Annotated in this window: 28 protein-coding genes; 17 read left to right on the top strand and 11 right to left on the bottom strand. The window is 62.5% G+C overall.

The window, feature by feature from the left end:
- The first annotated feature begins 19 nt into the window (after positions 1-19).
- The 17 genes from F7R11_RS06120 (at position 20) to F7R11_RS06045 (ending at position 16245) form a co-directional block, all read left to right on the top strand.
- Complete coding sequence (locus tag F7R11_RS06120) at positions 20-223, top strand: hypothetical protein (RefSeq protein ID WP_082932779.1); 204 nt, start codon at positions 20-22, stop codon at positions 221-223.
- A 108-nt stretch (positions 224-331) separates the two neighbouring features.
- Positions 332-958: a LemA family protein gene (locus tag F7R11_RS06115; RefSeq protein WP_064801953.1), complete on the top strand. Its 627-nt coding sequence runs from the start codon at positions 332-334 to the stop codon at positions 956-958.
- Between the two features lie 13 nt (positions 959-971).
- Entirely contained in the window at positions 972-1859 is an 888-nt protein-coding gene (locus F7R11_RS06110; protein ID WP_104577543.1) for a TPM domain-containing protein, read from the top strand.
- A gap of 24 nt (positions 1860-1883) precedes the next feature.
- Complete coding sequence (locus F7R11_RS06105; protein ID WP_064801951.1) at positions 1884-2408, top strand: TPM domain-containing protein; 525 nt, start codon at positions 1884-1886, stop codon at positions 2406-2408.
- Positions 2409-3071: 663 nt separating this feature from the next.
- Positions 3072-3371, top strand: coding sequence for a Flp family type IVb pilin (locus F7R11_RS27475; protein WP_170288729.1), 300 nt, complete (start codon positions 3072-3074; stop codon positions 3369-3371).
- Between the two features lie 501 nt (positions 3372-3872).
- Positions 3873-4049 carry a Flp family type IVb pilin gene (locus F7R11_RS06100; RefSeq protein ID WP_021196734.1) on the top strand — a complete coding sequence of 59 codons (177 nt, stop codon included), beginning with the start codon at positions 3873-3875 and terminating at the stop codon, positions 4047-4049.
- Positions 4050-4178: 129 nt separating this feature from the next.
- A complete protein-coding gene (locus F7R11_RS06095) occupies positions 4179-4724 on the top strand; it encodes an A24 family peptidase (RefSeq protein ID WP_021196733.1) in 546 nt (181 codons plus the stop codon).
- A gap of 365 nt (positions 4725-5089) precedes the next feature.
- A complete protein-coding gene (gene cpaB, locus F7R11_RS06090) occupies positions 5090-5941 on the top strand; it encodes a Flp pilus assembly protein CpaB (protein WP_021196732.1) in 852 nt (283 codons plus the stop codon).
- 121 nt (positions 5942-6062) lie between these two features.
- Complete coding sequence (locus tag F7R11_RS06085; protein WP_064801950.1) at positions 6063-7787, top strand: type II and III secretion system protein family protein; 1725 nt, start codon at positions 6063-6065, stop codon at positions 7785-7787.
- Positions 7788-7819: 32 nt separating this feature from the next.
- Positions 7820-8128 carry a hypothetical protein gene (locus F7R11_RS06080; protein ID WP_064801948.1) on the top strand — a complete coding sequence of 103 codons (309 nt, stop codon included), beginning with the start codon at positions 7820-7822 and terminating at the stop codon, positions 8126-8128.
- A 42-nt stretch (positions 8129-8170) separates the two neighbouring features.
- Positions 8171-9364 (top strand): CpaE/TadZ family protein, encoded by a 1194-nt coding sequence (locus F7R11_RS06075; protein WP_064801946.1) that lies wholly within the window; start codon positions 8171-8173, stop codon positions 9362-9364.
- Between the two features lie 24 nt (positions 9365-9388).
- Positions 9389-10753, top strand: coding sequence for a TadA family conjugal transfer-associated ATPase (locus F7R11_RS06070; protein ID WP_021196728.1), 1365 nt, complete (start codon positions 9389-9391; stop codon positions 10751-10753).
- 11 nt (positions 10754-10764) lie between these two features.
- Positions 10765-11742 (top strand): type II secretion system F family protein, encoded by a 978-nt coding sequence (locus tag F7R11_RS06065; protein WP_064801943.1) that lies wholly within the window; start codon positions 10765-10767, stop codon positions 11740-11742.
- A 42-nt stretch (positions 11743-11784) separates the two neighbouring features.
- Positions 11785-12726 (top strand): type II secretion system F family protein, encoded by a 942-nt coding sequence (locus tag F7R11_RS06060; RefSeq protein ID WP_064801941.1) that lies wholly within the window; start codon positions 11785-11787, stop codon positions 12724-12726.
- 18 nt (positions 12727-12744) lie between these two features.
- Positions 12745-14064 (top strand): glycosyltransferase family 87 protein, encoded by a 1320-nt coding sequence (locus tag F7R11_RS06055; protein WP_064801939.1) that lies wholly within the window; start codon positions 12745-12747, stop codon positions 14062-14064.
- A 54-nt stretch (positions 14065-14118) separates the two neighbouring features.
- On the top strand, positions 14119-15186 hold the full coding sequence (locus F7R11_RS06050; RefSeq protein WP_064801937.1) for a glycosyltransferase family 2 protein: 1068 nt from the start codon (positions 14119-14121) through the stop codon (positions 15184-15186).
- A 30-nt stretch (positions 15187-15216) separates the two neighbouring features.
- Entirely contained in the window at positions 15217-16245 is a 1029-nt protein-coding gene (locus F7R11_RS06045; RefSeq protein ID WP_064801935.1) for a phosphatase PAP2 family protein, read from the top strand.
- Between the two features lie 23 nt (positions 16246-16268).
- On the opposite strand, the gene F7R11_RS06040 is transcribed toward F7R11_RS06045, so the two are convergent.
- From F7R11_RS06040 to F7R11_RS05990, 11 genes are all read right to left on the bottom strand, one after another.
- Positions 16269-16715, bottom strand: coding sequence for a GtrA family protein (locus tag F7R11_RS06040; protein ID WP_064806183.1), 447 nt, complete (start codon positions 16713-16715; stop codon positions 16269-16271).
- A 114-nt stretch (positions 16716-16829) separates the two neighbouring features.
- Positions 16830-17912, bottom strand: a complete 1083-nt coding sequence (locus F7R11_RS06035) for a M48 family metallopeptidase (RefSeq protein ID WP_064801933.1) — start codon at positions 17910-17912, stop codon at positions 16830-16832.
- A gap of 21 nt (positions 17913-17933) precedes the next feature.
- Positions 17934-19010, bottom strand: coding sequence for a YjgN family protein (locus F7R11_RS06030; RefSeq protein WP_064801930.1), 1077 nt, complete (start codon positions 19008-19010; stop codon positions 17934-17936).
- Between the two features lie 234 nt (positions 19011-19244).
- The gene (locus F7R11_RS06025; RefSeq protein WP_064801928.1) at positions 19245-20552 is read right to left on the bottom strand and encodes a vWA domain-containing protein; all 1308 of its coding nucleotides are present in this window, start codon (positions 20550-20552) and stop codon (positions 19245-19247) included.
- A gap of 60 nt (positions 20553-20612) precedes the next feature.
- On the bottom strand, positions 20613-21074 hold the full coding sequence (locus F7R11_RS06020; protein ID WP_167317167.1) for a TadE/TadG family type IV pilus assembly protein: 462 nt from the start codon (positions 21072-21074) through the stop codon (positions 20613-20615).
- A 97-nt stretch (positions 21075-21171) separates the two neighbouring features.
- Entirely contained in the window at positions 21172-21642 is a 471-nt protein-coding gene (locus tag F7R11_RS06015; RefSeq protein ID WP_021196718.1) for a TadE/TadG family type IV pilus assembly protein, read from the bottom strand.
- A 412-nt stretch (positions 21643-22054) separates the two neighbouring features.
- The gene (gene groL, locus F7R11_RS06010) at positions 22055-23698 is read right to left on the bottom strand and encodes a chaperonin GroEL (RefSeq protein ID WP_021196717.1); all 1644 of its coding nucleotides are present in this window, start codon (positions 23696-23698) and stop codon (positions 22055-22057) included.
- A 112-nt stretch (positions 23699-23810) separates the two neighbouring features.
- The gene (gene groES / locus F7R11_RS06005; RefSeq protein ID WP_021196716.1) at positions 23811-24101 is read right to left on the bottom strand and encodes a co-chaperone GroES; all 291 of its coding nucleotides are present in this window, start codon (positions 24099-24101) and stop codon (positions 23811-23813) included.
- 562 nt (positions 24102-24663) lie between these two features.
- Positions 24664-25359, bottom strand: a complete 696-nt coding sequence (locus tag F7R11_RS06000; protein ID WP_064801921.1) for an aquaporin — start codon at positions 25357-25359, stop codon at positions 24664-24666.
- Between the two features lie 5 nt (positions 25360-25364).
- Complete coding sequence (locus tag F7R11_RS05995) at positions 25365-25859, bottom strand: arsenate reductase ArsC (protein ID WP_064801919.1); 495 nt, start codon at positions 25857-25859, stop codon at positions 25365-25367.
- Positions 25860-25872: 13 nt separating this feature from the next.
- Complete coding sequence (locus F7R11_RS05990) at positions 25873-26196, bottom strand: ArsR/SmtB family transcription factor (RefSeq protein ID WP_021196701.1); 324 nt, start codon at positions 26194-26196, stop codon at positions 25873-25875.
- Positions 26197-26281: the final 85 nt, after the last annotated feature.

Genomic DNA, 26281 nt, shown 5'->3' with positions numbered 1-26281 from the left:
ATGCGGGTAGAGGTCAACCGTGTCCAACGTGGCGGTCAGCCGCTGTTCCGTCGCCCATCTGACGGAACAGCACTCCGGTCAGACGAGCGGCTGTTTGGAGGCTTTTTTGGCATGCGCGCGCGTCGACGCGACCGACAGGCAATGTGCCGGTGCGATGCAGATCGACGAAGCAGGGGAAATTGCGCGCATGGAAATTGTCAAAAAAGTCCCCATACCGTACTGATGTGTGACTGAAGCGTCAAGCGTATAAGCTAGAGTTCGCCAGAACACCATGAGACGATGTCGGTCTCATGCCACATTGTTTGTCTGACTGTCTGATCACGAGGTATTCATGACCCCTGCCCTGTCCATTCGCTCGACGCGTTTTTCGGTGCTGCGCTGGCTGGCGCTGTCGCTGGCCGTGCTGGCCGCGCCGTTCCTGTCCGCCTGCGGCTACAACGATTTCCAGGCCAAGGACGAAGCCACCAAGGCCGCCTGGGCCGAGGTCGTCAACCAATACCAACGCCGTGCTGACCTGATCCCGAACCTGGTCAATACGGTCAAAGGCTATGCCACGCACGAGAAAGACACGCTCGAAGCCGTGACCAAGGCCCGCGCCGCCGCTACCAGCTTCCAGATCACGCCTGAGGTGCTTAACGACCCGGCGGCGTTCCAGAAATTCCAGGAGTTGCAGGGGCAGCTTTCCAGCGCACTGTCGCGCCTGATGGCGGTGTCGGAAAACTACCCGCAGCTCAAGGCCGATCAGTCGTTCCGCGATCTGCAATCGCAACTGGAAGGCACCGAGAACCGCATTACCGTGGCGCGCCAGCGTTACATCAAGTCGGTGCAGGACTACAACGTGCTGGCCCGCAGCTTCCCGACCAACCTGACGGCCAAGGTGATGGGCTACCAGGTCAAGCCGAACTTCACGGTCGAAAACGAAAAGGGCATCTCCACCGCTCCGGCGGTGAAGTTCTGACGAGTTGACGATCATGTCGATGCGCGCGCGTGCTTTCTTTGCCTTCCTGCTGACAGCGGCCCTTTGGCTGGCCGCCGCGTTGCCTGCGCGCGCGCAGAGCGACATGGTGGCCGTACCGCCACTGGCGGCGCGCGTGACCGACCTGACGGGCACGCTCTCTGCCCAACAGCGCAGCGCGCTCGAGCAGGTGCTGGCCGACTACGAGCAGCAGCGCGGCAGCCAGATCTTCGTGCTGATGGTGCCGTCCACGGCGCCCGAACCCATCGAGGCCTACGGCATTCGCGTGGCGGATGCCTGGAAGGCTGGCCGCAAGGGCGTGGACGATGGCGCCATCATCCTCATCGCCAAGGACAACCCGGCATCGCTGCGCAAGATGCGCATCGAGGTCGGGCGTGGGCTGGAAGGCGCGCTAACGGACGCACAATCGAAACGCGTCTTGCAGGATGTGATGGCGCCGCACTTCCGTCAGGGTGATTTTTACGGCGGCTTGTCAGCGGGCATCTCGGCCATCCAGACCATCGTTGCGCAAGAGAGCCTGCCGCCGGCCGAGCGCGCCAAGCACCAGCAAGCCAGCGGCGGCATCGGCGATTGGCTGCCGGTGCTGTTTCCGCTGGCGATCATCGTGTTCTTCGTGCTGAGCGCGGCCATGCGCTCGGGCGGGCGCGTGACGGGCAGCCTGCCCGGCGGCCGGCCCGGCGGCCGGCCCGGCACGCGCGTGGTGATGGGCAACCGTGGCTGGGGCCCGGGCACCATCGGCGGACTTGGCGGTGGCATCGGTGGCGGCTTGGGCGGTGGCTGGGGACGCGGCGGCGGTGGTTTCGGTGGCGGCGATTCCGGCGGCGGCTTTGGTGGCGGCGGCGGTGGCGATTTCGGTGGCGGCGGTGCCTCCGGCAACTGGTAAAAGCGGGTGAGCGCAATTACGACCATGGCATCTCAAACCCGACACCATCGCGGCGCACGCCGTGCCCTTACCCACCTGCTGACCACCTCGTCGCACGCCAAGCGTGCCTTTCCGCCGGCCGAGCTGCAAAAGCTTGAGGCCGCTGTGCGCGAAGGCGAACAACGCCATCGCGGTGAAGTACGCGTCGTCATTGAAAGCTCACTGCCAGTGCGCGACGCATGGGCGGGCGTCACGCCGCGCCACCGCGCGCGCACGCTGTTCGGCCTGCTGGAGGTATGGAACACGCGCGAACACGTGGGCGTGCTGCTCTACATCAACCTGGCCGACCACGCGGTCGAGATCCTGGCCGATCACGGTATCGCCGCCAAGGTCGATGCGCATGCCTGGCGCGCGGCCTGCGAGACCATCACGCGTGGTTTTGCGCAACGCGTGACGATGGCGCCGGTGCTAGAAGCGCTGGCGCAGATCAACGACCTTCTCGCCTCCCATGCTCCTGCCGACGGCACCCCGCGCGCCAATGAGCTGAGCGACCGTCCGCTGGTGCTGTAGCCGTTCTCATTTGCAGCGGCAGCGATGCCCATTCGGGTGTCGCATTGCCCACGTTCTTCGGGCCATGTTTCAAGACTGAAACGGTTTTGATACCCCTGAGAACGCCGGCCTTGTCGGCCAGCCACCTAATCCTTCCGTACGACGCGCCTGCCACGCGGCCATCGGGCATCGAGATCAGGTGGCCGTTCCGCTGTAGGCCGCCTGTCCGATAAAGCACTCCTCTCTTCCTGCAAGACGGGCAGCAAGTCACGTTGCGCTCACACCGCGCCAGACGACTGCGGCGGGCTGCACCTTCTCCCGGCAAGGCCCCCCATGTTTCAGCAATGCACGAACGGCCATCGCTGGCACGGCAGCGGGGTTTCCCCTGCCTTTTTTGCATTGCACAACACGCATACGCCACTTTTACGTTTGCTATTTGCGCAAAGAAGATGTGCAGCATCGTTTGCTGTGTCGTGTGCGGCACAAAGTGTCCGTAACGCGTGGGATACAAGCGCGGGCCGATTGCCTGGGCTGGAGGCTGGCATGCCTGCCCAGCCTAGGAAAATCAAGGACTTAGCGGCAATGGCACGGTCATCGCTCATATGTCCGCGCCAACATCGCTGAGCACTGTTCCGGAATGTCTGGACCATCCTCTGGCAATCGCCCCTCCACAGGAGAGCTGACGTGCAGACCAAGACAGCAGGGAGCAAACGCAAGAGCCTCGGAGCCGCCAGCATTGAATACGCGTTGTTGCTGACGTTCGTCGCCCTGGCAATGGCCGGGTTTCGTCTGAGCGTCAAAACGTCGACCGGCACGATCTGGAACAACACGGCGACGGGGTTGTCATCTGTGGCCAGCTCAAGTCAATCCGGAGGTGACGGCGGCGATGACGGAAACGGAAACGGAAACGGAAACGGAAACGGAAACGGAAACGGAAACGGAAACGGCAACGGCAACGGCCATGGTCATGGCCACGGCGGCTGACCTATGCGGTATGCGGCACGTCCAGCCCTAGTGGGCTGAGGGGGCCAACGTAGCAAAAGAATTCGGCGCCAAGTGCGGCGTCTTGGGGAAGTTCAAAACAGGGCGAGTGGCATCGAACACAGCCCACCGCGGTGTACCGGCACTGTTGCCGGACAACCGCAAGCAGTGGTTTAGCAGTACGCCCGGGGTGTGAACCGGTCCCTGAAGGTCATACGGATCGATTCACCACACCCATGGCGCAGCCGTCGCATCTGCGGCGATGCGTCCGGCGAAGCGGCGTTGGTGGCTGGCCCACTCGCGCTGCTCCCGGGCAACGGTGAAGTCGGGGGAGCCATCTATCACGTTGCGATCCGGAACGTGCCGATCTTGGTCGGCATGCTGACGGCACTCGCTCGCGAAATCCCGGAACCCCTGATTCGGCCCTAGCCGGCTTGCCGGCTAAAACGCGCCCGATCTTCAGCGGAGCGCATTTCCTTGAACCATGACGCAAAGGAGTTGGACATGAAAGCCATGATCAAGCGTTTCGTGCGCGAAGAAGACGGCGCAGCCGGCGTGGAATACGCACTGCTGCTGGCATTTGTGGCACTGGTGATGGTGGCCTCGGGCGGTACCGTCAAGACTGCCGTCGGCGCTATCTGGAGCACCATCGCGACCCAGCTGTCGACGGCCGCCGCCTGAGCAGCTTTTCTGTGCCCAGGTCAGGTCCGGCACATCCGGACCTGATCCGGCCGAATCCATCCTGGCCCGCGACGCCACCGGCATCGCGCGGACAGAGAAGCAAGACACGGCACCCGCGAGGACATTGACATGACCACCTCAGCCAACCTAGCCAATCTCTGCCTCACCCTGCTTGTGGTGACGGCGGCGGCGTACGACGTGAGGACGCGCCGCGTGCCGAACTGGCTGGTTGGTGTGGGCTTGGTGGCGGCGCTCGTCGCGCAAGGCATGACGATGGGCGCGGGGGCCGGCAGCTTGGCTTGGCTTGGCGGCGCGGCTGTCGGCATGGGGCTGTGCTTCGGGCTCTACGCGCTCGGTGGCATGGGTGCGGGCGACGTGAAGTTGATGGGCGCAATCGGCGCGTTCATGGGGCCGTTCGGCGCCTTTCACGTGGCCCTGGTGAGCTTTCTTGCGGGCGGTGTTCTGGCGCTCGTCATGGTGATGCTGCGCAAGGAGGCGCGCCGCTCGGCGGCGGGCGTCTCGGCGTTGCTGCTATCGCTGCCGATGTTGCATGCATCCGGTAGCAAAGCCGTGCACACAGAGGCGCAAGCGCCCAAGCACGGCGGAACGATCCAGTTGCCCTATGCGGTGGCGTTTGCAGCGGGCACGTTGTTGGTGAAGTGGGGAGCGATGTAGTTGAGGGGAGCAACACTGGTGCGTGCCCAAGCGCTGCGCAAACACAAGCAGCAGACGGCCACCGCTCAAGCCTGATCGGTCAACAACGTCCCAGGCACGCATCAGCATCACGATGACATTCAGAGCCGCGTAACAGCGGCCCGGGCGAGGGGAAGAGCCATGCGTCAATGCAGTCGCACCATTGGGCAAGCCAGGACCTGCGCGGCACCGCCTCGCCATACATGCGGCCCACGCGCGTCTTGGCATGCGCCCCCCGTATCCACACGCCACGCGGCCGACCGGCGACTTGGCCGGCCCTGTCTGCCCATCGCCTGCCTGCGGTCCAAATGGCGCTGGGATTGAGGATTGACTGAAGGGGTTGGGAAATGAAAAACCTGCGCATCCTTTCCATGCTGTTCATTGCCACGATTGCCGCGCTGGCAGCGGTGGTATTCGCGTCGCGCTGGCTCACGCAGCAGAGCAGCAATGGCATCACCAAGGTAGCCGTGGCTACCGCAGACATTGACCTGGGCCAACGCCTGTCACCCGATTTCGTCAAGCTGGTCGATTGGCCAACGTCAAGCCTGCCACCCGGCGCAATCAGCGACTCGCACGCGCTCGACGGCCGTGTGGTGCGTGCCAGCCTCACGCGCGGCGAGCCCGTGCTCGAATCCAAGCTCACCCCGGTGGGAACAGCGGGCGGATTGTCCGCAGTCATTGGCGAAGGCAAGCGCGCTATCACCGTGCGCGTGAACGACGTGGTGGGCGTGGCCGGCTTTGCGCTGCCCGGTAGCTACGTTGACATCATCGTCAACACGCTGCAGGACGCCAAGGATGTCAGGCCGGGCACCGACCGCAATGACCAGTCGATTTCGAAGATCGTACTGGAGAAGATTCTTGTGCTGGCGGTTGCACAGGAAGTCAACCGCGACGACACCAAACCCAAAGTCGTCAACGCCGTCACGCTGGAAGTCACGCCTGAGCAAGCCGAGAAGATCGACCTGGCTCGCAGCGTGGGCAACCTCTCTCTGGTGCTGCGCAATCAGGTTGATCCACGCCCCGTGGATACGGCAGGCGCCACGAAGAGCACGCTGCTCAAAGAACCCGTCATGACAGCGGCAGTGGCCGTGCCGGTGGTCAAGACGGTACAGGTGGTGCGTCGCGTTGCGGAACACCGCGCAGCCGGGAACTGCGTGGGTGTGATCAGCGGCGTGCAGCACAGTCAGGAGTGCTTCTAGACAAGCGCAAACCACGCCGGGCAGCACAGTAAAACGCGAGTAACGGAAGAAAGGCTCCACGTAGAGAGCCAGACACGGCAACCGCCCTTGTCATGCAGAACAACCAATCTGGGGGATCGACATGGACCAACTCGTTGATCGCGGCGCCAAGCGCTGCATGGGACCGTACCTGAAAGCTACCGCGCTGGCGGTGGCCACGCTGGGCGCACTGTGTGCAGGTGCCGCACACGCTCAGGTTGGCGTCGAGAGCGCCATCCTGACCAACAACGCTGCGGCACCCAACAAGCCGATGAAGGTGTCGGCAAATGGTCCGATCCAAGTCACCATCGGCAGTGCTGCCACAGCAGAAGCCAACCGCGACACATCGGCAAAGGGCCCGAGCTGTGCCGGCGCCATGCGCTCACACAGCGAGGTGACGGTACCGGTGGGCAAGTCGACGATGGTGCAATTGCCCGAACCCGTGCGCAGCCGCACCGTTGGCAACCCGAACGTCGTACAAGCGATGCTCGTCTCTCCGCAGACGCTGTATGTGCTGGGGTTGGAAGTGGGTTCCACCAACATGATTGTGCAGGGCCGCAGCGGCTCATGCAGCGTCGTTGATGTGGCCGTGGGCGCGGACCCGGGCGGACTGCAAACCACCCTGCGGCAACTGATGCCCGAGGCCAAGAACGTGAGGGTGTCGGCAGCGGCCGACAGCCTGGTGCTTGGCGGCTCGGTGAGCGATTCGGTGCAGGCGCAAAAGGTGGTGGACATTGCCAACGCCTTCGTCACACGCACCACGCGCGGCCCCAATCAGGGAGATCAGCAAGCGGGCGCAGGCCAGGCAAGCACCGCGCAAAACACGGTTGGCGGCCCGGGGGGGCCACTGCGCAGCCCGCGCATCATCAACATGATGGCAGTCGAGGCGCCGCAGCAGGTGATGCTGGAAGTGAAGGTGGCGGAGGTCTCCAAAACGCTGATTGACCAGATGGGCGCCGCCTTCAACGCGAATAGCGCATTCGGTAGCTGGTCGTTCGGGGCGATTGCCAACTTCCTCTCGGGCTCGAACGACATCATCAACTTCAGCAAGAACAACAACCTGCCACTCAAGTTTTCACTCGACGCACAACGCGGTGATGGCTTGGTGAAGGTGCTTGCCGAGCCGAGCCTGATGGCCATCAGCGGCCAGGAAGCCAGCTTTCTGGCGGGTGGCAAGGTCTTCATCCCGGTAGCGCAAGGCGCTGCCGCAAATGGCGTGGGAACCATCGTGCTGCAGGAAGAGACCTTTGGTGTGGGCCTACGCTTCACCCCCACCGTGATGGAGAACGGCCGCATCAATCTGAAGGTGTCGCCAGAAGTGTCGGAGTTGTCGCCTACCGGTGTGGCTGTTACCGCGCCCAACAGCAACAACACGTCAATCCTGCCGCTCATCACGACGCGCCGTGCATCGACCACGCTGCAAGTGCATGACGGCCAGAGCTTTGCGATTGGCGGGCTCATCAAGAACAACATCACTGGCAGCCTCAAGGCGTTGCCGGGCATTGGTGAACTGCCAGTGATCGGCGCACTTGCGCGTAGCACCAGCTTCCAGCAGGACCAGACCGAGCTTCTGTTCGTCGTCACGCCGCACCTGGTCAAGCCACTGCCAGAACAGTATCCGCTGCCAACCGATAGCTTTGGTCCGGTCAACCGTGGTGAGCTGTACATGAACGGCAACATGGAGGGCCACGCGCCCACGCCAGCTCCGGCACCTGCCAACACCCCGGCTCCCGCTGCGCCGACCGCCCCCACGGCACCGGCAGCCAGCACTACACCGCTCAACACCTGGCGCTTTGCGGCGACGGGTGAGCAACCCTCCGGCAACTGAATTCGGCACCCGGAATCGTCAAGGAGAGAACCATGAACACCACCTCGATGCTGGCGCGTGCGGGACTCTGCAGCGGACTCGCCATCGCTCTCGCCGGCTGCATGACTTCAACGCCGGTCTACGACAAGCACTTCGGTGAAGCCGTACGCACGGTGCAAGCCATGCAGACGCTGAATCTGGATGCGGCGAAGAACACTGACACGGTGGCTGGCGTGGACGGGCGTGCCGCAACCGCCGCCATGGACCGCTACAGCGGCCAATTCCGCAACCCACAGGCCGACACCAGCGCATTCACCGTGGGCGTCGGTACGGGCAACAGCCTGGATGCTCAGGCTCGGTAACCTGAACCGCGCACCACCAGACGCCCATACAGGAGCCAGGCCATGGCCAAGATCGCTCTCGTCTCTGCCGATGAATCGCACCTGCAATACCTGGCAGGGCTGATCACGCAGGCTGCCAATCACGTTGTGCAACGCACGTGTACTGCACCATCGCGCGCGCTGACTCAACCCGGCCTCGGGCAAGGGGTTGACCTGCTGATCCTGGACGCCGCCACTTTCAGCGCAGACGACCTTCAGCAAGTGCGCCGCCTGACCAACGAACACCCGGACACGCTCTGCATGCTGCTGACCGAGGCACCGTCCGCCGATCTACTGATGCGGGCGATGCGCGCCGGTGTGCAGTGCGTACTGCCCTGGCCGCCGGACGCACAGGAGTTTCGCGACGAGCTGCAGCGCTGCACCAGCCATGCCCTCTCCAGCGCACGCAACGACGGCCAGGTGGTGTCGTTCCTGTCGTGCCGGGGCGGCAGCGGCACCACGTTCACCGCGGCCAACTTCGCGCACATCCTGAGTGCCCGCCACGGCAAGCACGTGTTGCTGGTCGATCTCTGCCAACAGTACGGCGACGCCGCTTTCCTGGTGACAGACCAATCGCCGCCGGCCACGTTAGCCAATGTCTGCAACCAGATCGACCGGCTCGATGCCGCCTTGTTTGATGCGTGTCTTACGCATGTATCGCAGGGCTTCGATGTGTTGGCCGGTGCCGGAGATCCGATCAAGGGCGGCGAAATCAAGGCCGTCCATCTTGAGCGCATCCTGACGTTGGCTGCATCGATGTACGACGTGGTCGTCTTCGACGTGGGGCAGGACATCAACCCGGCGTCCATCGTTGTGCTGGATCACAGCAACCTGATCTATGCGGTGCTGCAGCTCAACCTCTCGTACCTGCGCGCGGGGCGTCGGCTGATGGAGATCTGCCACTCACTGGGCTACCGCGCCGAGCGCCTGCGGCTGGTACTGAACCAGCTCGACAAACGCTTGCCGATCAGCCAACACACGATGGAAGCCGCCTTTGGCATGTCGGTGGCCCACATGCTGCCTTACGACCCGGGCCCCGTGCGTGATGCGGTAACCCAAGGCTTGCCCGTGCTTCAAGTGGCTGAAAACAGCCCGATTGCCCGCGCCCTGACCGACATGGCACGCCATCTCTTTCCTGACACGCAACACCGGCGCGACGGGTTGCTGCGCAAGCTGTTCGGCCAGAGCAGCCAGGTGCCTGCCCCCGCTCGGGCCTAACCTCAAGATCACGCGGAGCCCATCATGTCCCTGCGAGAACAACTCTTTCAGCAAGCCGGTGAAGCCCTGCCGCAACGTGTCGCGCAGGCCAACGGCTCGGGCGCTCCGCTCAGCCCGGCCTATCAACAGGTGGCAATGGACGTTCACCAGATCATCATTGACCGCGTGGAGCTGGGCCGCTTGCAGCAGCTCACACCTGACCAGATCAAGCGCGAGCTGGCGCTGCTGGTTGAGCGCATCGTTGACGAAGGTAAGCATCAGCTCAACGAGGTGGAGCGCCGCCGTCTGGTGAACGACGTACAGGACGAGATGCTTGGTTATGGCCCGCTGGAAAGCTTGCTGGCCGACCCCACCGTCTCCGACATCCTCGTCAACACGCACAAGCATGTGTATGTGGAGCGTCGCGGCAAGCTGGAGTTGACCAGCGTGACCTTCCACGACGATGCACACCTGATGCGCGTGATCGAAAAAATGGTATCGCGGGTTGGCCGCCGCATTGATGAATCCAGCCCGATGGTGGATGCGCGCCTGCCCGATGGCTCGCGCATCAACGCCATCATTCCGCCCTCTGCCATTGATGGGCCGCTGTTATCGATCCGGCGTTTCTCGGTGAACCCCCTCACCATTGACGACCTGGTGGGTTTCAACACGCTCACACCCGCCATGGCGCAGCTGCTGGATGCCATGGTCAAAGCCAAACTCAACATCCTGATCTCGGGTGGCACGGGCAGCGGCAAGACCACGCTGTTGAACATCCTGTCGGGCTACATTCCGGCCGACGAGCGCATCGTCACCATTGAAGACGCGGCCGAGCTGCAACTGCGCCAGAACCACGTGCTGCGCCTGGAAACACGCCCCGCCAACATCGAGGGCCGCGGCGAGATCACGCAGCGCTCGCTGGTCAAGAATGCCCTGCGCATGCGCCCCGACCGCATCATCCTGGGCGAAGTACGCGGCGCTGAAGCGCTCGACATGCTGCACGCGATGAACACCGGCCACGAAGGGTCGCTCGCCACCATTCACGCCAACACACCGCGCGATGCGCTGACCCGACTGGAAAACATGATCAGCATGGCTGGCCTGCAACTGCCGCCGCGCACGATGCGCCAGCAGATCACCTCGGCGCTGACGGTGGTGCTGCAGGTCTCCCGCCTGACCGATGGTTTTCGCAAGCTCATGAGCGTGCAGGAAATCACCGGCATGGAAGGCGAGGTGGTGAACATGCAGGAGATTTTCACCTTCCGCCGAAAGGGCGTGGACCGCGACGGCCATATCCGCGGCCACTTCTGCGCCACGGGCGTACGCCCCAAGTTTTCGGAACGTCTGCACATGTTCGGCATCGCCCTGCCCGAGACACTGTACGACCCGTCCGTGCTGCATGAAATTTGAGGAGTACCGACATGGAACCCATGGTGATCGGCTTTGCGGTGTCGGTGTTCGTTGCCATGCTGCTAGGTATCTCCGCCGTCTACCTGTGGTGGGATAGCCGCCACAGCCAGGCCGCGCGGCGCCTGAGCCAACGCTTGAAGTTGGCCTTGATCAGCAGCGTCAGTCACGGAGGCAGCGACAGCATCCTCAAGCAGCGCGTGCTCAGCGAATCGCCCGACATGGCCGCTCTGCTCGGCCGGCTACCACGCATCCAGACGCTGGACCTGATGTTGCTGCAGTCGGGGCTGGACTGGTCAGTGGGGCGACTCCTGACCTGGACGCTGATCGTGCCTGCAGTCATCGCCATCCTGTGCTCGCTGTTCAATCCTCCGGCGCTGACGCTGCTCGTGTTCGTGCTGGCGGGCGCAGCCCTGCCCGTGCTCTATGTGAGGCATCGTCGTACGCGGCGCCTGCTCAAGCTTGAAGCCCAACTGCCTGAAGCCACCGACCTCATTGGCCGTGCGCTGCGCGCGGGCCACTCCCTGCCGGCCGCGCTGGAGATGGCCGGTGATGAACTGCCGGCGCCCATCGGCGCGGAGCTGGCCATCGTCTTCAACCAGATCAACTTTGGCGTTTCCATGAACGACGCGTTTGCCGGGTTGACCGATCGCGTGCCGGTCGATGACCTGCGTTACCTCGTCATCGCCATCCTGATCCAGCGCGAGTCAGGCGGGAACTTGGCGGAGATCCTGGACAACGTGGGCACGCTCATCCGCAAGCGCCTGCAGCTGTTGGACAAGGTGCGCGTGCTGTCAGCCGAAGGACGGCTTGGCGGCTGGATCCTGGTCTTGCTGCCGCCGGTAATGGGCGTGGTCATCTACCTGCTCAGCCCCGATCTGATCTCGACGCTGTGGACCACGGATTCAGGCCTGCGCTTGCTGTGGTTCGCCATCACCATGACGTGCCTCGGCATGCTGTGGATTCGGCAGATCATCCGCATCCATATCTGAACGGAATGTCACCCGGAGGCGGGAAACCCATCCCGAACGAACATGCAGATTGCGCACACTGTATTGCTGGCCGGCACATTCCTTGTCGTGTTCGGCGCCGTGCTGGTGGCACTGTTCATCTTGCGTCCGAGCATCCTGCAACAACGCCTTGGGCAGATCGACCGTGAGGCTCCCAGCTTCCTACCGCAGCAGGCACCCTCTGACTGGGTGCACAGGATCGGGCAACTGGCCAAGCCGCTGGCCCGCGCTTCGTTGCCCAAGGAAGGCTGGGAGGACTCGACACTACGCGCCCGCTTCGTGCATGCCGGGTGGCGCTCGCCGGATGCGATCCCCATCTACTTTGGCGTCAAGACCGCGTTGGCCGCAGGCATTCCGCTTGCGCTATCGGTATTACTCTTCGATCGCTTTGACGCCAGCCACCAGACCGCCTACCTCGCCACGTTGCTCGGTGGCGCGCTGTTTGGCTTCTACCTGCCCAACGTCGTCCTGGCGCTCAAGATCAAACGGCGCAAGCGCGACATCTTCGAGGCATTTCCTGACAGCCTGGACCTCATCATGGTGTGCGTGGAAGCGGGCCTGGGCCTGGATGCCGCCGTGCTGCGCGTCGTGGAAGACATGCGCAGCGCCCGCCCGGCCATGGCCGAAGAGTACGAGCTGCTGACGCTGGAGCTGCGTGCCGGTCTGGCACGCGAAAAGGCGCTCCGCAATTTCGCAGCGCGTACCGGCGTGGATGACGTAGAGATGCTGGTCGCCATGCTCATCCAGGCGGATCGCTTTGGTACCAGTGTGGCCGAGTCCCTGCGTGTGCACTCCGACATGCTGCGCACCAAGCGCCAGATGCTGGCCGAAGAGCGTGCCGCCAAGATCGGCACCAAGGTTCTCTTCCCGCTGATCTTCTGCCTCTTTCCCGCGCTGTACGTCGTACTGCTCGGGCCGGCAGGCATTCAGATCGTGGCGGGCCTGCGCTCGGTGATCAACAACTAGGATCGGATGGAGCCAGCAATGAACGAGCACACGCTCCGCACAGGCAACCACGCCAATCCACCGGAGGCTGCGGCAACACGCTATTGGGTCAATGCGCATACCGTGCGCATCGGCAGCACAATCATGCTGTTTCTCATCCTCGTGATCTTCGCAGCGGGTGCTTGGGTTAGTGATGGTTTTACCGATAAGCGCATTACAGGTGTGGGGTCGGATTTCTCCGTGTTCTGGAGCGCCTCGTACATCGCGCTGCACGACAGCGCCCTGCAGGCGTACAACCTAGATCGGATGATGGCAGTCATCCATCAATTCGGCACATTGGCCTCAGGTAGCGATCGGCTCCTGCCCTGGCTGTATCCGCCGACCTTCCTGCTGGTCGTACTGCCGCTGGCGCTGCTGCCGTTCTGGGCAAGCTATCTGCTGTTCATGCTGGCCACCGGTGTGTTCTACGTCAAGGCGACGCTGGGCCTGCTGGGTGATCGCGTTCTACCCCACCACCGTGCGTGGGTAACGGTGGTGGGCTCCCCCGCCGTGTTCGTGAGCGTGCTGATGGGGCAGAACTCCATGCTGACCGCGGGGCTGGCCGCAACGGCCGTCACATGCCTGGACAAGCGCCCGGTAATGGCGGGCGTCGCCGTTGGCCTGCTGGCGATCAAGCCGCAGTTGGCGATCCTCTTTCCGGTGGTGCTGCTCGTGGCACGTGCGTGGAAAACGCTGGCCAGCGCTGCCGTCACCGCACTCGCGTTTGCCGGCATCAGCATTGCCGTCTGTGGCTGGAAAACCGTCCCCGCTTTTGTGGAAAGCGTGCGTTGGGCACAGGCCAACATGATCGACGATGGCGGCACGGCCTGGTACGTCATGCCGACCTTCCTCGCCGCCGCGCGCGCAGCCGGCGTCGGCGTCTCTGCTGCACACGCCGTGCAGATGAGCGCGGCGGTGCTGGCCGTTTGCGCCCTGATCTATGTGTGGCGGCGCACCGCCGATAGCGGCCTGCGCATCGCCATGCTGGCAACCGCCACGATGCTGACATCGCCGTACCTGCGCGTGTACGAGCTGACGTGGTTGCTCATCGCGGTGGCAGGACTGGTCAGTCATGGCATCCGCTTCGGGCTATCGAGCAGCGAACGGCTGGTGCTGGTGCTGGCGTGGCTGCTGCCGCTGTATGAATTCGTCAACCCGCTGGTCAAGCTGCCGCAGGTCGGCCCGCTCGTGTTTGTTGCCGTGGCGGTGATTGTTGTGCGACGTGCGGTGCAGTTTGGACAATGCAGCGCGCCCGCTACCAACCCATTGCCGGCAAACCTGCACGCAAGCACCACACAGCCTGTGCCATCTCGCCGATAAGTCACAACAGACCACCAAGCGTCTGCACCGGAAAGCGCAACAAAGGGGGAAGTCATGCAGCCGAATTACCAAGGTCATCACGACACACCGCTGCTCTCGCTGGTGGTGCCGTTCTACAACGAGAGCCTGGCCATCGATGCGTTCTTCGCCCGCGTGGTGCCGATCCTCGAATCCATTGCCGACATGCACTTCGAGATCGTGTGCGTGAACGACGGCAGCGCTGACGACACACTCGCCCGGCTCATCAACGTCTCGCACCTCGATGCGCGCGTGCGCGTGATCGATCTCACGCGCAACTTCGGCAAGGAAGCCGCGCTTACTGCCGGGCTGGATGAAGCGATGGGTGATGCAGTCATCCCCATCGATGCTGACCTGCAAGACCCGCCCGAACTGATCCCCACCCTCGTCGCCCACTGGCGCAAGGGCGCGGAAGTCGTGCTGGCCCAACGCAGCAGCCGCGCGTGCGACCCGTGGCTCAAGCGCGTGACGGCGAAAGCCTACTACCGTATTCACAACCGGCTCTCGGACCTGAAGCTGCCCGAGAACGTGGGCGATTTCCGCCTGATGGATCGCGTGGTCGTCAACGCGATCAAGCAGCTGCCCGAGCGGCATCGCTTCATGAAGGGCCTGTTTGCGTGGGTGGGCTACACCACGGTGGTGGTGCAATACGAACGCGAGCCGCGCAGTGCGGGCCAATCCAAGTTCTCGGGCTGGCGCCTGTGGAACTTTGCACTGGAAGGCATCACCAGCTTCAGCACATTGCCGCTGCGTAGCTGGACGTACCTGGGCGCGATGATCGCGTCGCTCGCCTTCTTCTATGGCACGTACATCGTTGCGCGTACGTTGGTCTTTGGTGTGGATGTGCCCGGCTATGCGTCGGTACTGTCGCTGCTGCTCTTCTTCGGCGGCCTGCAGTTGATTGGCCTGGGTGTGGTGGGCGAGTACATCGGCCGCATCTACGACGAGGCCAAGGGGCGCCCGATCTATCTCGTCAAGCGGCGCTATCAGGTGCGCCGCCCGCGCGAGCGTGTGTTGGGCAACCGCGATGTGATCTCCCTGGCCAGCGTGAAGTTGCGCATGGCACAGGGTGATCGGACTCGCAACCACGCTGCACGTCGATAGCGTGTACGTTGTATGCTGCGGAGCCGAACAATGCATCGCCAGACAATTCGAGCAGAATCCCATGCGCTCGAACCTCCGCTCTGGACGATGGGAGACACAGCAAGATGGGGGAGCGCGGGGCTCATTGTGCTGGTGGATGCCGTATGGTTAGGCGCCACTGGACGCAGCATTGCCCCGGGTGACCTACAGCAACGCGTTACGCTGATTGTCTGGCTAGGCTGTGCCGCAGCAGCGCTCGTACTGATGCTCCATGGCCCGATCGCAAAGCGCGGCCCGGCATATCGAACATTGGCCCAACGCTTGCGCGCCGGCCAGCTTGCCATCCTGACCCAGGCGCTGGCATGGCTAGTCGTGTTTACCGGGAGCGTGAGTGTCCTTTCCTACCTGCTGGTCTCGATCGGGCCTCCCCTGATCGATGCCAAGCTCGCTGCGGCGGACGCGGCCCTTGGCCTTGACTGGCCATCCCTGTATCAATGGGTGAAGGCGCATCCGCAGATCGACAGCATGTTGCGATGGGCCTACATGAGTGGGCAGAGCCAGTTGCTATTGATTGCTGTGCTGATTGGCGTTGCTGGCCCCATACGCTTGCTGCGCGAGCTGTTGTCCAATCTCCTCGTTGCATCCGCGCTGCTCTCGCTTGTTGCCGCATGCTTTCCGGCGGCAGGTGCATTTCATCACTATGCAGCTAGCAGCGCGATCAACCACGCCGACCTGGCATCCTTCTCGCACTTCTTCCCACTACGTGACGGTTCGCTCAAGGTCTTTGCGCTGAGCGGCATGCAAGGACTGGTTTCCATGCCGTCATTTCATACCACGGCCGCCTTGTTCTATATCCAGGCCACGCACTGGTCCCGGTGGGTGCTGGTGGTCTCAGTGCCACTCAACATCCTCATGATTTGCTCAACCCCAACCGTGGGCGGGCACTACTTCGTCGATCTCCTTGGCGGAGTAGCCCTGTGGGTACTGACCACGCTCATGCTACGTTGGATGAGTGGCGCAAGACGACGCGGCACACGTCCACACCGATTGCCGCGCAGCACGGCCTCGCAACCGGTATGACGCTGCAACAACTTGGCCAGGCTCTAGCGGAACGTCCAGAACCGGTGCAACGCAAATGTAAGCGGCGGCACCGTCGCCAAAATCGCAACCAGCCCAGCCCAGTAGCTCAGACCAGCCATCTGCGCTCCCCACGAAATAGCCAGCGTCAACGCCAAGCCCAATAGCGAGACCAAATAGAAGCGCAGAAAATTGGCGCGCCCCGGTTTTGCCGAGAAACTCCAAAGCGCGTTGAGCAAGTACGAACAGACATTCGCGCAGATAAACGCGACACCGTTAGCCTGCACTTGGGTTGCACTGAACCCATTGATGAGCGTGGTGGCGATCGCCACATGCACGCCAGTGGCAAAGCCACCCGACACGCCAAACCGAAACACCCGAACCACCATCATGCGGTTGGACATAAGGCGTTCGAGCGGCCCGGGGGTCACGCTTGCGGCAGCTTGTGTGATGCCGGATTCGATCTGCCGCATGATTGCCTCCCTGGCGCCGTTGGCCATCCCTCAAAGACCATCTTGGGCGCCGGAATGGCCCGAAGAAATCGGTCAAATGGATGACGAGCAGGGAGAAGTCGTCGGTGGCTTGCTTCAGTCAGCGTCGGCGCCGCTGGCGCCGTGCGTACGATCAAAACGGCGCAGCGTGTCGATCCGTTCACGCGTGAGCGGATGCGATGAGAAAAACGCAGAGGCATCGTCATCACTGGCTGTGTCGGACTTCTTCACACCGCCAGCCTTGCGCGTGCCGCCGTGCGTGTCTTCCAGCGCCTGCAGCACGTCCGCAAACGCGCCGACAGACAGGCCGTTGTCCTGGAGCAGCAGCGCAGCATAGTGGTCTGCATCGCGCTCGTAGTCACGCGAATAGCGCAGCGTGAGCATCGCCGCCGGCACGCCCGACAGAATGGTCGACACGTCACCAAAGAGCAGCGCTGCCGTCGCCCCAATGGCAGACGATTGAATCAGCTGGCGCAGCCCGTGGCGGTATTCGACGTGCCCCGCCTCGTGCGCCAGCACACCCGTGAGGCCATCGCCCTCGCCCACCAGCTTGACCAGTGCATCGGTCACGATGATGTCGCCGCCTGGCAGCGCAAAGGCGTTGGCACCCAGCGAGCCCGCGTCCCGAAAGACGATGTTGTAGGTGTGCGTGGCCTTGGGTGCACGCAGGGCCGCAAAGCGTGCACGAATGCGCGCCTGCTGCGCCTCCGGCAGCTTGCTGGGCTTGAGCCAACGCTCGTCCAGCGCGCGCAGCGTACCGCGCCCGAGCTGCAACTCCACGCGTTGCGGCACCATGTTTGCCACCACTTTGGCGCCCCACGGCAAGCCGTAGCGATACCCGATCACCAGCACCAGTACCGTCACGATCAGCGCGCCCAAGGCGAGCTTCCAACTGTTCTGTGCGCGCACCACCAGACCCTCCTGGTGGCCGGTACGCTGCAGCAACGTGTTGAGCGCCGCCTGCTCTGCTGGGTCAGCAATCTCGCAGAAGGCACCGTCTTCAAACGTGATCAGGCGCGGCGCATGCTTGACGCGCTCCGACACACGCAGCGTCGGCAGTGCGGCCCGGCGCAACAGCGTGCCGTCGGTGTCGAACAGCGCCGCCTCGCCCGCCTCGACGGCAAGACGCACGGGCTGCGCGCGCGAAGTTCGACCGTCGAAGTAGGTGGCGAGAATCATGAACGTGACCTTCCGGCGTGCTTACAGCGCAATGTCGATGTCGTACCAATCCACCGCGGCGTCGCCCAGGGCGCCCACCTTGGTGGTCTCGCCCGCCACGAACGTGTCGAGCGAGCCGGATGCAAACAGCGTCATCGAGTCGATCTTGTAGCGCAGCGTACGCACGCGAGCAAACGGTGTGAACAGGCCGATGGTGATGGCGATCAGCACCGCGTTCGACACGTAGATCCAGAACAGCTTGCCGGCCGCCACCTGGCTTTGGAAGCGATGCGGGCCCAGCGTGGTGTGGTTCCACACCACGTTCTGCAAACGCGACATGAAGTACGGTGCCAGGAACAGCATCGCCACGTACATCAGCACCACCGCAATGGCGATGGCGATGGCGCGGCCGGCGCTGCTTTCCGCCTTGCCGATCGACACGCCCAGCACTGCGATCACCGCAACCGCTACCACGAGGGCCAGCACCGCCAGCCCGAACGTGCGCAGATACACGCCATAGAAGTTGCCCGGCGTGCCCGAGAAATCGAACGGCGTGGTGCCGAAGCGCGTGTTGCGATGCTGATAGCGCTTGAAGCGCTGGTGCGCCAGCGGCGCCAGCAGGTACGCGGTGAAGACACTCAGGATCGGCCAGACCAGAAACACCATGTAGCCTTCTGCATCCTTACCCGTGAAGGCAAAGCGCAGACCGCGATAGCTGGAGTTGGCCATGCGGAAGCGCAACGAGCGCACCAGCAACCACGGAAACGCCCCGGCCAGCAGTGCCAGGAACACCAGCGACAGCGCCGGCGACGAATGGCTCAGCAGATTGAACGCCAGCGCCAGCACGAAGATGATCGCGCGGCCCTTGAGAATGGCGGTCGGACTGCCGTGATAGTCGAAGCTCGATCCGGCCAACTGCGTGTTGCGGTAGAAGTACTGCATCGTGCGCACCTTCGCCCAGGCCGAGTAGATACCCAGCGTGACGATGGTCAGCAGCAGGTTGACGATCCAGATACGGAAGTATTCCGAGCCGCTGCCGATAAAGCGCATCCGCAAGGGTTGCGGGGCAGCTGGAGCGGGGGCGCCGCCCAGGACAGGCTCGCGTGCGATGTCGTTCATCTGTTTTCCCTTCCCTGTGTTGTTGTCGTGCCCGCTCAGAAACAGAGGCTCGCGGGTGGGCCGATTGTATCGAAGCCCGCCGCAATGCAACGTTAACGGTGCGTTAACAAACCAGAAAGGGAGGTTCGCCCCATTCGCCAGGGTCAGCCGAACAGCGAGCGTGATCGTGATGCGAATCCCGCCGACGCGCTGCAACGCGCCGACGGGATTGCCGGAAGACAAATCAAGCCACGCCTACGTAGCGTTGGGCGGGACCAGGCGCGGCTTCGTGAGTGAGTATGAAATGGCACTGAATGCCGCGTTCAGGTTGTTGACTGCCCCTCCCGCTGCATTCGGGCAGGTGTCTGAGAAGAAGTACGACGGCCCCGTGGCGATCTGCTGCATGGTGCTGCACGGCGTCAGATCGCTATTGCCATCGCTGCAGCTTGACGAAGTCGAGCCTCCGCCAATGTAGGCAACCGTGTAGATCAGTGTTCCCGTCTTCTGCACAGTACTGGCCGCGCTGACGGCCGCTTTGCATTCCTGCCCGTAGGTGCTCTTGTACGTGTTACCAAGCTGGCCCTGGGATGACGACGCATCGCCATCGCTGAGCAGGACGATCACGTTTTGCCCAGGTGGGTTCTGTCCTTGCGACATGTTCAACAATGCCGCCTGCGCCGAAGCAATGGCTTGAGCGTAGAACGTACCCAGCCCACCAATGGCCTGGATGCCGCCACAACTGCCGCCGCCGAGCGCCTGAACGATGCTGGATCCCGTATTTGCGGCACCGTTCTTAAGAAACCCGGAAGCCAAACCCGATACTTGGTATGTGGCACCGCTCGTCACCACACCGGTAGCAACCGCTGAATAGCTGCTTGCGATCGATTGCTGTGAAGCGCCGCATGAAAAATCCGTTTCCTTGCTGCTGCCGGCCACGGGCGGAAACACCATCAAGCCGACGTTGTCACCAGCATTCGTCAGATTGGTAAGCAATGTCATCGCGGCCTGCTGCGCGCATTGAAGGCGTGACAGTGATTGCTTCTTCGGCCCTGGGCAATTCGAATCGGTGGTGTTCATCGAGCCTGTGGTGTCGAGGATGATCATGACGTTGTACTTGGCAGGGCCACCGGCCCCGCCCGCAGCCGCCTTCGAACTGGCGGCAACCTGGATGGACTTGAACCCGAACACGCTTGCAAACGTCAGCGGCACCGTCGCTTGCTGAGCAACCTGGATAGCGTTGTACTTCGACACGGCTCCCGATGCCGGCAGCTGCGCATTGGTCAACTGCAAACCGGTGATGGTGGCCGCCGAAACCGTCACGCCTGGCGGCATCGAATTGTTCCCTTGACCGGCTGTGTACGCCTTGGCGTTGGCTTGCGCTGTGGCAAACGAGTTGGTCCACAAGTCAACGGCACCCGCCAGGGCAGCCGCATCTGTGGCTGTCTGCAAGCGCTTTTGGCAGTAGAAGAGATACCCGGCATCGACCGCGAGACCGACGACGCCGAGCAGCAGAATGATGGAGAACGCCGCCATGACGCCGACTGCGCCACGTTGCCGCTTCATTGCGCCCGTCCTTTCAGAGAGTCGATTCATGGCACATGGCTCCTCACAAAAGTGGCGCGCTCACTGAACGCGCTCTACGGCGGTGGCGCTAAGCGACTGCGGCAGTAAATTGGACACGCCAGGAAAAGCCCCCGCGAGCAGCGGTTTGTAAGGGCTGTAGGTGACGGTGACCGTCGCACTGGTCACCGCCCCGTTTTTCACAGCGTTGTTCAGGTCAAGCGCGCAGGTTGCGTCCGTGCTGCAAGATGTGTTGCCCACGGAGGTGGCGTAACTCAGGTTGGATGACTTGAGACTCGATGCCGACGCCTTGATCTGCGTGTTGGTATCGGAATACGGTGTGGTGGTACCCCTCTGACCGGCAAAGAAGCGGGCCCCCGACGCGGCGACATTGGTCACCATGACGGAGTTAATAATCAACCAACCGAACTCGGCCACACCCAGTGCCAGCAGGAGAAGAAACGGCGATAGCAACGCAAACTCCACTGTCGCGGTACCTCGGTGCTTCCGGTCGATTCTCAGCACACTGCGCATCATCGCCCCCGTACTCAATTGTGCTCAGCGTTGAGGCACAACAGCCGCCCCAGCCTGCTTGCTGATTGCGTCGACTGGCGCCATGCAGCTACTGCACCAGTTCGGACATGCTGGTTTGCAATGCGGTCGGCAAAAGAGAGGCACGTACTACCAGCGCCCCACCCGCCATCGGAACAAACGGATAGCTGATAGAAACGCTGGCCTGCGTCCCGGCAGTCGGCGCCTGGCTCCCCGTCCCTAGGGCGGCGGAGCAGAGCGCATCGCTTTGGCACGATGTTCCGCCAACCGTCATGCTGATCGTCATGTTGCTTGCCAGCGCCGTGGCTGACGCAATCGGCGCAGCAGCAGCCAGAATCGCGTTCTTGGTGTTGGTATAGGGCGCGCTATAGCCGCGCTGCGAGGCGAGAACATGCGCTCCCGTAGAGGCAGCTGTGGTCAGTACGACATAGCTATAGAGCAACCAGCCGAACTGAACCGTCCCAAGCACAAGCGCCAAGAAGATGAGCACGACGAGTGCAAACTCCACAGCCGCCGCCCCGGCTTGATGGATGGTCTTCATACCGCCCCCACTTGCTCTTGATTCTTCTTTTCGGGTCGATGGATAGCACCATCGCCACGTATTTGTGCCGGCACAGTTGCGCTCTATCACCGCTCGCCAAGATGTGAACGGAACGAACAAACGCTGCCGCCTGAGGATGTTTTAGCACACACCCCATTAGCGGATATCGGCCAAACGAGTGAGGAAAGCGCCATGCATATGGAGCGTTGTTTCAAGCCCGAAACATGGTGAAATCGAGAACGCACGTGCCTGGCCAATCAGCGGCTGCTTTCACGCCTTACCGAGCTTCACAGGAATGCGGCACAGTTTCTAATGCAAACAAAAAACCCCGCAGGCTCGCACCCACGGGGTTTTTTGTTTGGAACAGCCGCCGGAAGAACCAGCGGCCGGGCCAGGTTGCCAGACGGGCAAATTACATCATGCCGTCCATGCCGCCCATGCCACCCATGCCGCCCGGCATTGCCGGAGCTGCATCGTCCTTCGGCAGTTCTGCAACGGCGCAATCCGTCGTCAGCATCAGCGAAGCGACCGAAGCGGCGTTCTGCAGCGCGGTGCGGGTCACCTTGGTCGGGTCCAGCACGCCCATTTCCACCAGGTCACCGTACTCGCCGGTGGCGGCGTTGTAGCCGTAGTTGCCGCTTCCTTCGATCACCTTCGACACCACAACCGAAGCCTCGTCGCCAGCGTTGGTGACGATCTGGCGCAGCGGCTCTTCCATGGCGCGCAGCACGATCTTGATGCCGGCGTCTTGGTCAGCGTTGGCACCCTTCAGGCCGGAGATCAGTGCACGGGCACGCAGCAGTGCAACACCGCCGCCAGCCACGATGCCTTCTTCCACAGCAGCGCGCGTTGCGTGCAGTGCATCTTCCACGCGGGCCTTCTTTTCCTTCATTTCGACTTCGGTGGCAGCGCCAACCTTGATCACGGCAACACCGCCGGCCAGCTTGGCCACGCGCTCTTGCAGCTTTTCACGGTCGTAGTCCGAGGTCGCTTCTTCGATCTGGGCACGCACTTGCTTCACGCGCGCTTCGATGTTGTGGGCATCGCCTGCGCCATCGATGATCGTGGTGTTTTCCTTGCCGATTTCAACGCGCTTGGCTTGGCCCAGGTCGTTCAGGGTTGCCTTTTCCAGCGTCAGGCCGACTTCTTCAGCGATGACTTGGCCGCCCGTCAGGATGGCGATGTCTTCCAGCATGGCCTTGCGGCGGTCGCCGAAGCCCGGCGCCTTCACAGCAGCCGTCTTCAGGATGCCGCGGATGTTGTTCACCACCAGCGTTGCCAGGGCTTCGCCTTCGACGTCTTCAGCGATGATCAGCAGCGGACGGCCAGCCTTGGCCACTTGCTCCAGCACCGGCAGCAGGTCGCGGATGTTGCTGATCTTCTTGTCGAACAGCAGCACGAACGGGTTGTCCAGCTGGACAACTTGCTTTTCCGGGTTGTTGATGAAGTACGGCGACAGGTAGCCGCGGTCGAACTGCATGCCTTCCACGACGTCCAGCTCATCGGCCAGCGACTTGCCGTCTTCCACGGTGATCACGCCTTCCTTGCCGACCTTGTCCATGGCTTCAGCAATGCGCTGGCCGATGGATTCGTCGCTGTTGGCCGAGATGGCGCCAACTTGAGCGATTTCCTTGCTGGTGGTCGTCGGCTTGCTGATCTTCTTCAGCTCTTCAACAGCGGCCGTCACAGCCTTGTCGATGCCGCGCTTCAGGTCCATCGGGTTCATGCCGGCGGCAACGTACTTCATGCCTTCGCGCACGATCGACTGGGCCAGCACCGTTGCGGTGGTGGTGCCGTCACCGGCGTTGTCGCTGGTCTTGGAAGCCACTTCCTTGACCATTTGCGCGCCCATGTTCTGCAGCTTGTCCTTCAGCTCGATTTCCTTGGCGACCGACACACCGTCCTTGGTCACGGTCGGGCCACCGAAGCTGCGCTCCAGCACCACGTTGCGGCCCTTCGGGCCCAGGGTCACCTTCACTGCGTTGGCGAGAATGTTCACGCCTTCGACCATCTTGGCACGTGCGGCGTCGCCGAACACTACGTCTTTAGCTGCCATCTTGAGAATCTCCGAGATCTTTGGATGTTGCCCGCGCAAGCTCAATAGGCTGCGCCGGCAATGAGGATTGGGTTACAGGTAAGCGTTGCGAACGTTATGAACGAGCGCGTGCTTACTTTTGCACCACGGCCATGATGTCTTCTTCGCGCATGACCAGGACTTCCTGACCATCCACCTTGACGCTCTGGCCGGCGTACTTGCCGAACAGCACGCGGTCGCCGACCTTCACGTCCAGCGCGATCGCATTGCCCTTGTCGTCTTTCTTGCCCGGGCCAACGGCCAGGACTTCACCTTGATCCGGCTTTTCAGCAGCGGCGTCAGGGATGACGATGCCCGAAGCGGTCTTGGTTTCGTTGTCCAGGCGCTTCACGATCACGCGGTCGTGCAAAGGACGCAGGTTCATACACAACTCCTCAATGCAAAGTGAGTGTTTATTCACAAAACACGCCGCAAGACGCGGCGCATCGGGAAAGCATCGGGGGTCGGAGGCGTTGTTAGCACTCCTGCCCGGCGAGTGCTAATTATAGGGACGGGGTATTACGATTTCAAGAATGGAAATGTCGACCTGTCGAGTTGTCGAGATTCACTCAACTCTGAACTTTGTTCACTCAACGCTGAACGCCATCGCGTTCGCATACAGTCCTTCCGTGAAGAATCCCTTTTGCTTCAATAGCTTAGCGTATGCGACGTGACGGAAGCTGAGCGACGGGTGAGAGGCGGCGCCCTCTGCGAAGCGAGCCCGCGATGGTTGACCGACCTGGCGAAAGATTATTTTTATGGCAAATAAATCACATTTGCACGTGCCATTCAGCGCGTCGAACCCGAGTGTCCACCGACGGCACTCGGGTGAACAAGGAGGCTCCAGCGCAGCCTCCTCCCAACTGCTGTTTCCTGCCCATAGCGGAAAAGCGTCGCTTACCTGAACGGGGAGGTCGCCAATGTTGGCAGCGCTCAAGGCGCTTCAACTACTGCCCGCCCGAAGGCTCGACTCCATTTGCATCGCCACACTGCGATAGCCGGGGCCCGAGCAAACGATGCAGCAAAAGCCCGAGTGCGGCTCCAACGCACTCGGCGGCGATGAAGCCGGACACGCTCGACGGCGCGATGCCAGCAAAGCTGTTGCTGAACATGCGCCCGAACGCCGCCGCCGGATTGGCGAACGACGTGGAAGCCGTGAACCAGTAAGCCGCGCCGATGTAGGCAGCCACCATGGCAGACGCCTTACCCTGCGGCGTGCGCAGGATGACCAGCAGCAAACCAGCTGTCGCCACAGCTTCGGCAATCCATTGGCCGAGTCCGCTGCGCAGCTTGGTCGAGAACTGGATGAGCGACAGGTCGAACATCGCGTGCGCCAGCCATGCGCCCAGCACGGCGCCAACGAGTTGCGCGATCACGTAGGGCATCAGGTCAGCCCAGGGCAACTCACCCTGCGCCACCATCACCGCGCTGACTGCCGGGTTGAAATGCGCGCCGCTGGTCGGGCCGAACACCTCGATCAACACATACAGGCCGCCCACCGTGGCAGCCGTGTTGGCCAGCAACGCAATCGCCGCGTTCCCGCCCGCCAGCCGCTCGGCCATGATGCCCGAGCCGATCACGATGGCCAGCAGCAATGCCGTTCCCAATGCTTCGGCAAGAAGGCGGGTTCGCAGGTCAGCCATGGCGCTCAGCGTTGCGAGATGCGCTCGAGGTTGGCCTGCAGCTCGGTGTTGCTCAGCGTGTCGAGCGGCAACATCAGCAGTTGCAGCACGCGGTAGCCGATGGCTTGGCGCGTCATCTCGAAGGCGTGGCGCTTGCCTGCGTCACCGCCCGGTGCGTTGGATGGGTCTGCATAACCCCAGTGCACCTTGACCGGGCTGCCTAGCCAGTACGGGCATGGCTCGGCAGCCGCGCTGTCGCACACGGTAATGACGACGCGCATCTGTGGCGCACCGTCTGCCACGAACGCATCCCAGCTTTTGCTGTGGTAACCCTTGGTGTCCATGCCCGCATTGGCGAGCGCTTCCAGCGCGAACGGGTTGATACGGCCGCTCGGCGCACTGCCTGCGCTGTAGGCGCGGACATCCTTGTTGAGCACCTGCGCCCAGTGGTTGAGCATGCCCTCGCTCAGCACGCTGCGCGCGGAGTTGTGGGTGCAGAGAAACAATACGTTGGTGGTCATTGGTACACAGGCCTCAACACTGACAGGCCGTGGAACTGACATCGAGACATGGCTCGCCCTTGCAGCAGTTCTCACTCAGAAAGCCAAGCAGCGCGCTCATGTGAGCAAATTCGGCGCGATAGATGAGGTTCCGGCCATCACGCTCCTGCGTCACGAGTTGCGCATGCATCAACTCCTTCAGATGGAACGACAGCGTGGCGCCCGGCACATCGAGCTGCTCGGCAATGGCACCGGGCGTCAGGCCCGCAGGCCCCGCGACCACGAGCATGCGGAACACCCGCAGGCGCAGGTTGTGCGCGAGGGCGGCCAGGGAACGGATGGCGATGTCTTCTTCCATATTTCCAATTTACTGGAAATATGGAATAAATGAAAGCGCCATCGCTTGAGTAGATTTCGACGGCTGATATGTAGCGATATCTACA

Origin of the sequence: Ralstonia insidiosa (assembly GCF_008801405.1) — a bacterium.
Taxonomy (GTDB): domain Bacteria; phylum Pseudomonadota; class Gammaproteobacteria; order Burkholderiales; family Burkholderiaceae; genus Ralstonia; species Ralstonia insidiosa.
This window is presented reverse-complemented; position numbering and strand designations above follow the sequence as displayed.

Bases quoted from the DNA above. Each gene is read 5' to 3' on its own strand.
- F7R11_RS06065 (WP_064801943.1), top strand. From the start codon at position 10,765: ATGGAACCCATGGTGATCGGCTTTGCGGTGTCGGTGTTCGTTGCCATG.
- F7R11_RS05995 (WP_064801919.1), bottom strand. From the start codon at position 25,859: ATGACCACCAACGTATTGTTTCTCTGCACCCACAACTCCGCGCGCAGC.
- F7R11_RS06100 (WP_021196734.1), top strand. From the start codon at position 3,873: ATGAAAGCCATGATCAAGCGTTTCGTGCGCGAAGAAGACGGCGCAGCC.
- F7R11_RS06045 (WP_064801935.1), top strand. From the start codon at position 15,217: ATGCATCGCCAGACAATTCGAGCAGAATCCCATGCGCTCGAACCTCCG.
- F7R11_RS06055 (WP_064801939.1), top strand. From the start codon at position 12,745: ATGAACGAGCACACGCTCCGCACAGGCAACCACGCCAATCCACCGGAG.
- groL (WP_021196717.1), bottom strand. From the start codon at position 23,698: ATGGCAGCTAAAGACGTAGTGTTCGGCGACGCCGCACGTGCCAAGATG.
- groES (WP_021196716.1), bottom strand. From the start codon at position 24,101: ATGAACCTGCGTCCTTTGCACGACCGCGTGATCGTGAAGCGCCTGGAC.
- F7R11_RS06060 (WP_064801941.1), top strand. From the start codon at position 11,785: ATGCAGATTGCGCACACTGTATTGCTGGCCGGCACATTCCTTGTCGTG.
- F7R11_RS05990 (WP_021196701.1), bottom strand. From the start codon at position 26,196: ATGGAAGAAGACATCGCCATCCGTTCCCTGGCCGCCCTCGCGCACAAC.
- F7R11_RS06115 (WP_064801953.1), top strand. From the start codon at position 332: ATGACCCCTGCCCTGTCCATTCGCTCGACGCGTTTTTCGGTGCTGCGC.
- F7R11_RS06015 (WP_021196718.1), bottom strand. From the start codon at position 21,642: ATGAAGACCATCCATCAAGCCGGGGCGGCGGCTGTGGAGTTTGCACTC.
- F7R11_RS06050 (WP_064801937.1), top strand. From the start codon at position 14,119: ATGCAGCCGAATTACCAAGGTCATCACGACACACCGCTGCTCTCGCTG.
- F7R11_RS06025 (WP_064801928.1), bottom strand. From the start codon at position 20,552: ATGAAGCGGCAACGTGGCGCAGTCGGCGTCATGGCGGCGTTCTCCATC.
- F7R11_RS06070 (WP_021196728.1), top strand. From the start codon at position 9,389: ATGTCCCTGCGAGAACAACTCTTTCAGCAAGCCGGTGAAGCCCTGCCG.
- F7R11_RS06105 (WP_064801951.1), top strand. From the start codon at position 1,884: ATGGCATCTCAAACCCGACACCATCGCGGCGCACGCCGTGCCCTTACC.
- F7R11_RS06000 (WP_064801921.1), bottom strand. From the start codon at position 25,359: ATGGCTGACCTGCGAACCCGCCTTCTTGCCGAAGCATTGGGAACGGCA.
- F7R11_RS06040 (WP_064806183.1), bottom strand. From the start codon at position 16,715: ATGCGGCAGATCGAATCCGGCATCACACAAGCTGCCGCAAGCGTGACC.
- F7R11_RS06075 (WP_064801946.1), top strand. From the start codon at position 8,171: ATGGCCAAGATCGCTCTCGTCTCTGCCGATGAATCGCACCTGCAATAC.
- F7R11_RS06030 (WP_064801930.1), bottom strand. From the start codon at position 19,010: ATGAACGACATCGCACGCGAGCCTGTCCTGGGCGGCGCCCCCGCTCCA.
- F7R11_RS06095 (WP_021196733.1), top strand. From the start codon at position 4,179: ATGACCACCTCAGCCAACCTAGCCAATCTCTGCCTCACCCTGCTTGTG.
- F7R11_RS06110 (WP_104577543.1), top strand. From the start codon at position 972: ATGTCGATGCGCGCGCGTGCTTTCTTTGCCTTCCTGCTGACAGCGGCC.
- F7R11_RS06035 (WP_064801933.1), bottom strand. From the start codon at position 17,912: ATGATTCTCGCCACCTACTTCGACGGTCGAACTTCGCGCGCGCAGCCC.
- F7R11_RS06085 (WP_064801950.1), top strand. From the start codon at position 6,063: ATGGACCAACTCGTTGATCGCGGCGCCAAGCGCTGCATGGGACCGTAC.
- F7R11_RS06080 (WP_064801948.1), top strand. From the start codon at position 7,820: ATGAACACCACCTCGATGCTGGCGCGTGCGGGACTCTGCAGCGGACTC.
- cpaB (WP_021196732.1), top strand. From the start codon at position 5,090: ATGAAAAACCTGCGCATCCTTTCCATGCTGTTCATTGCCACGATTGCC.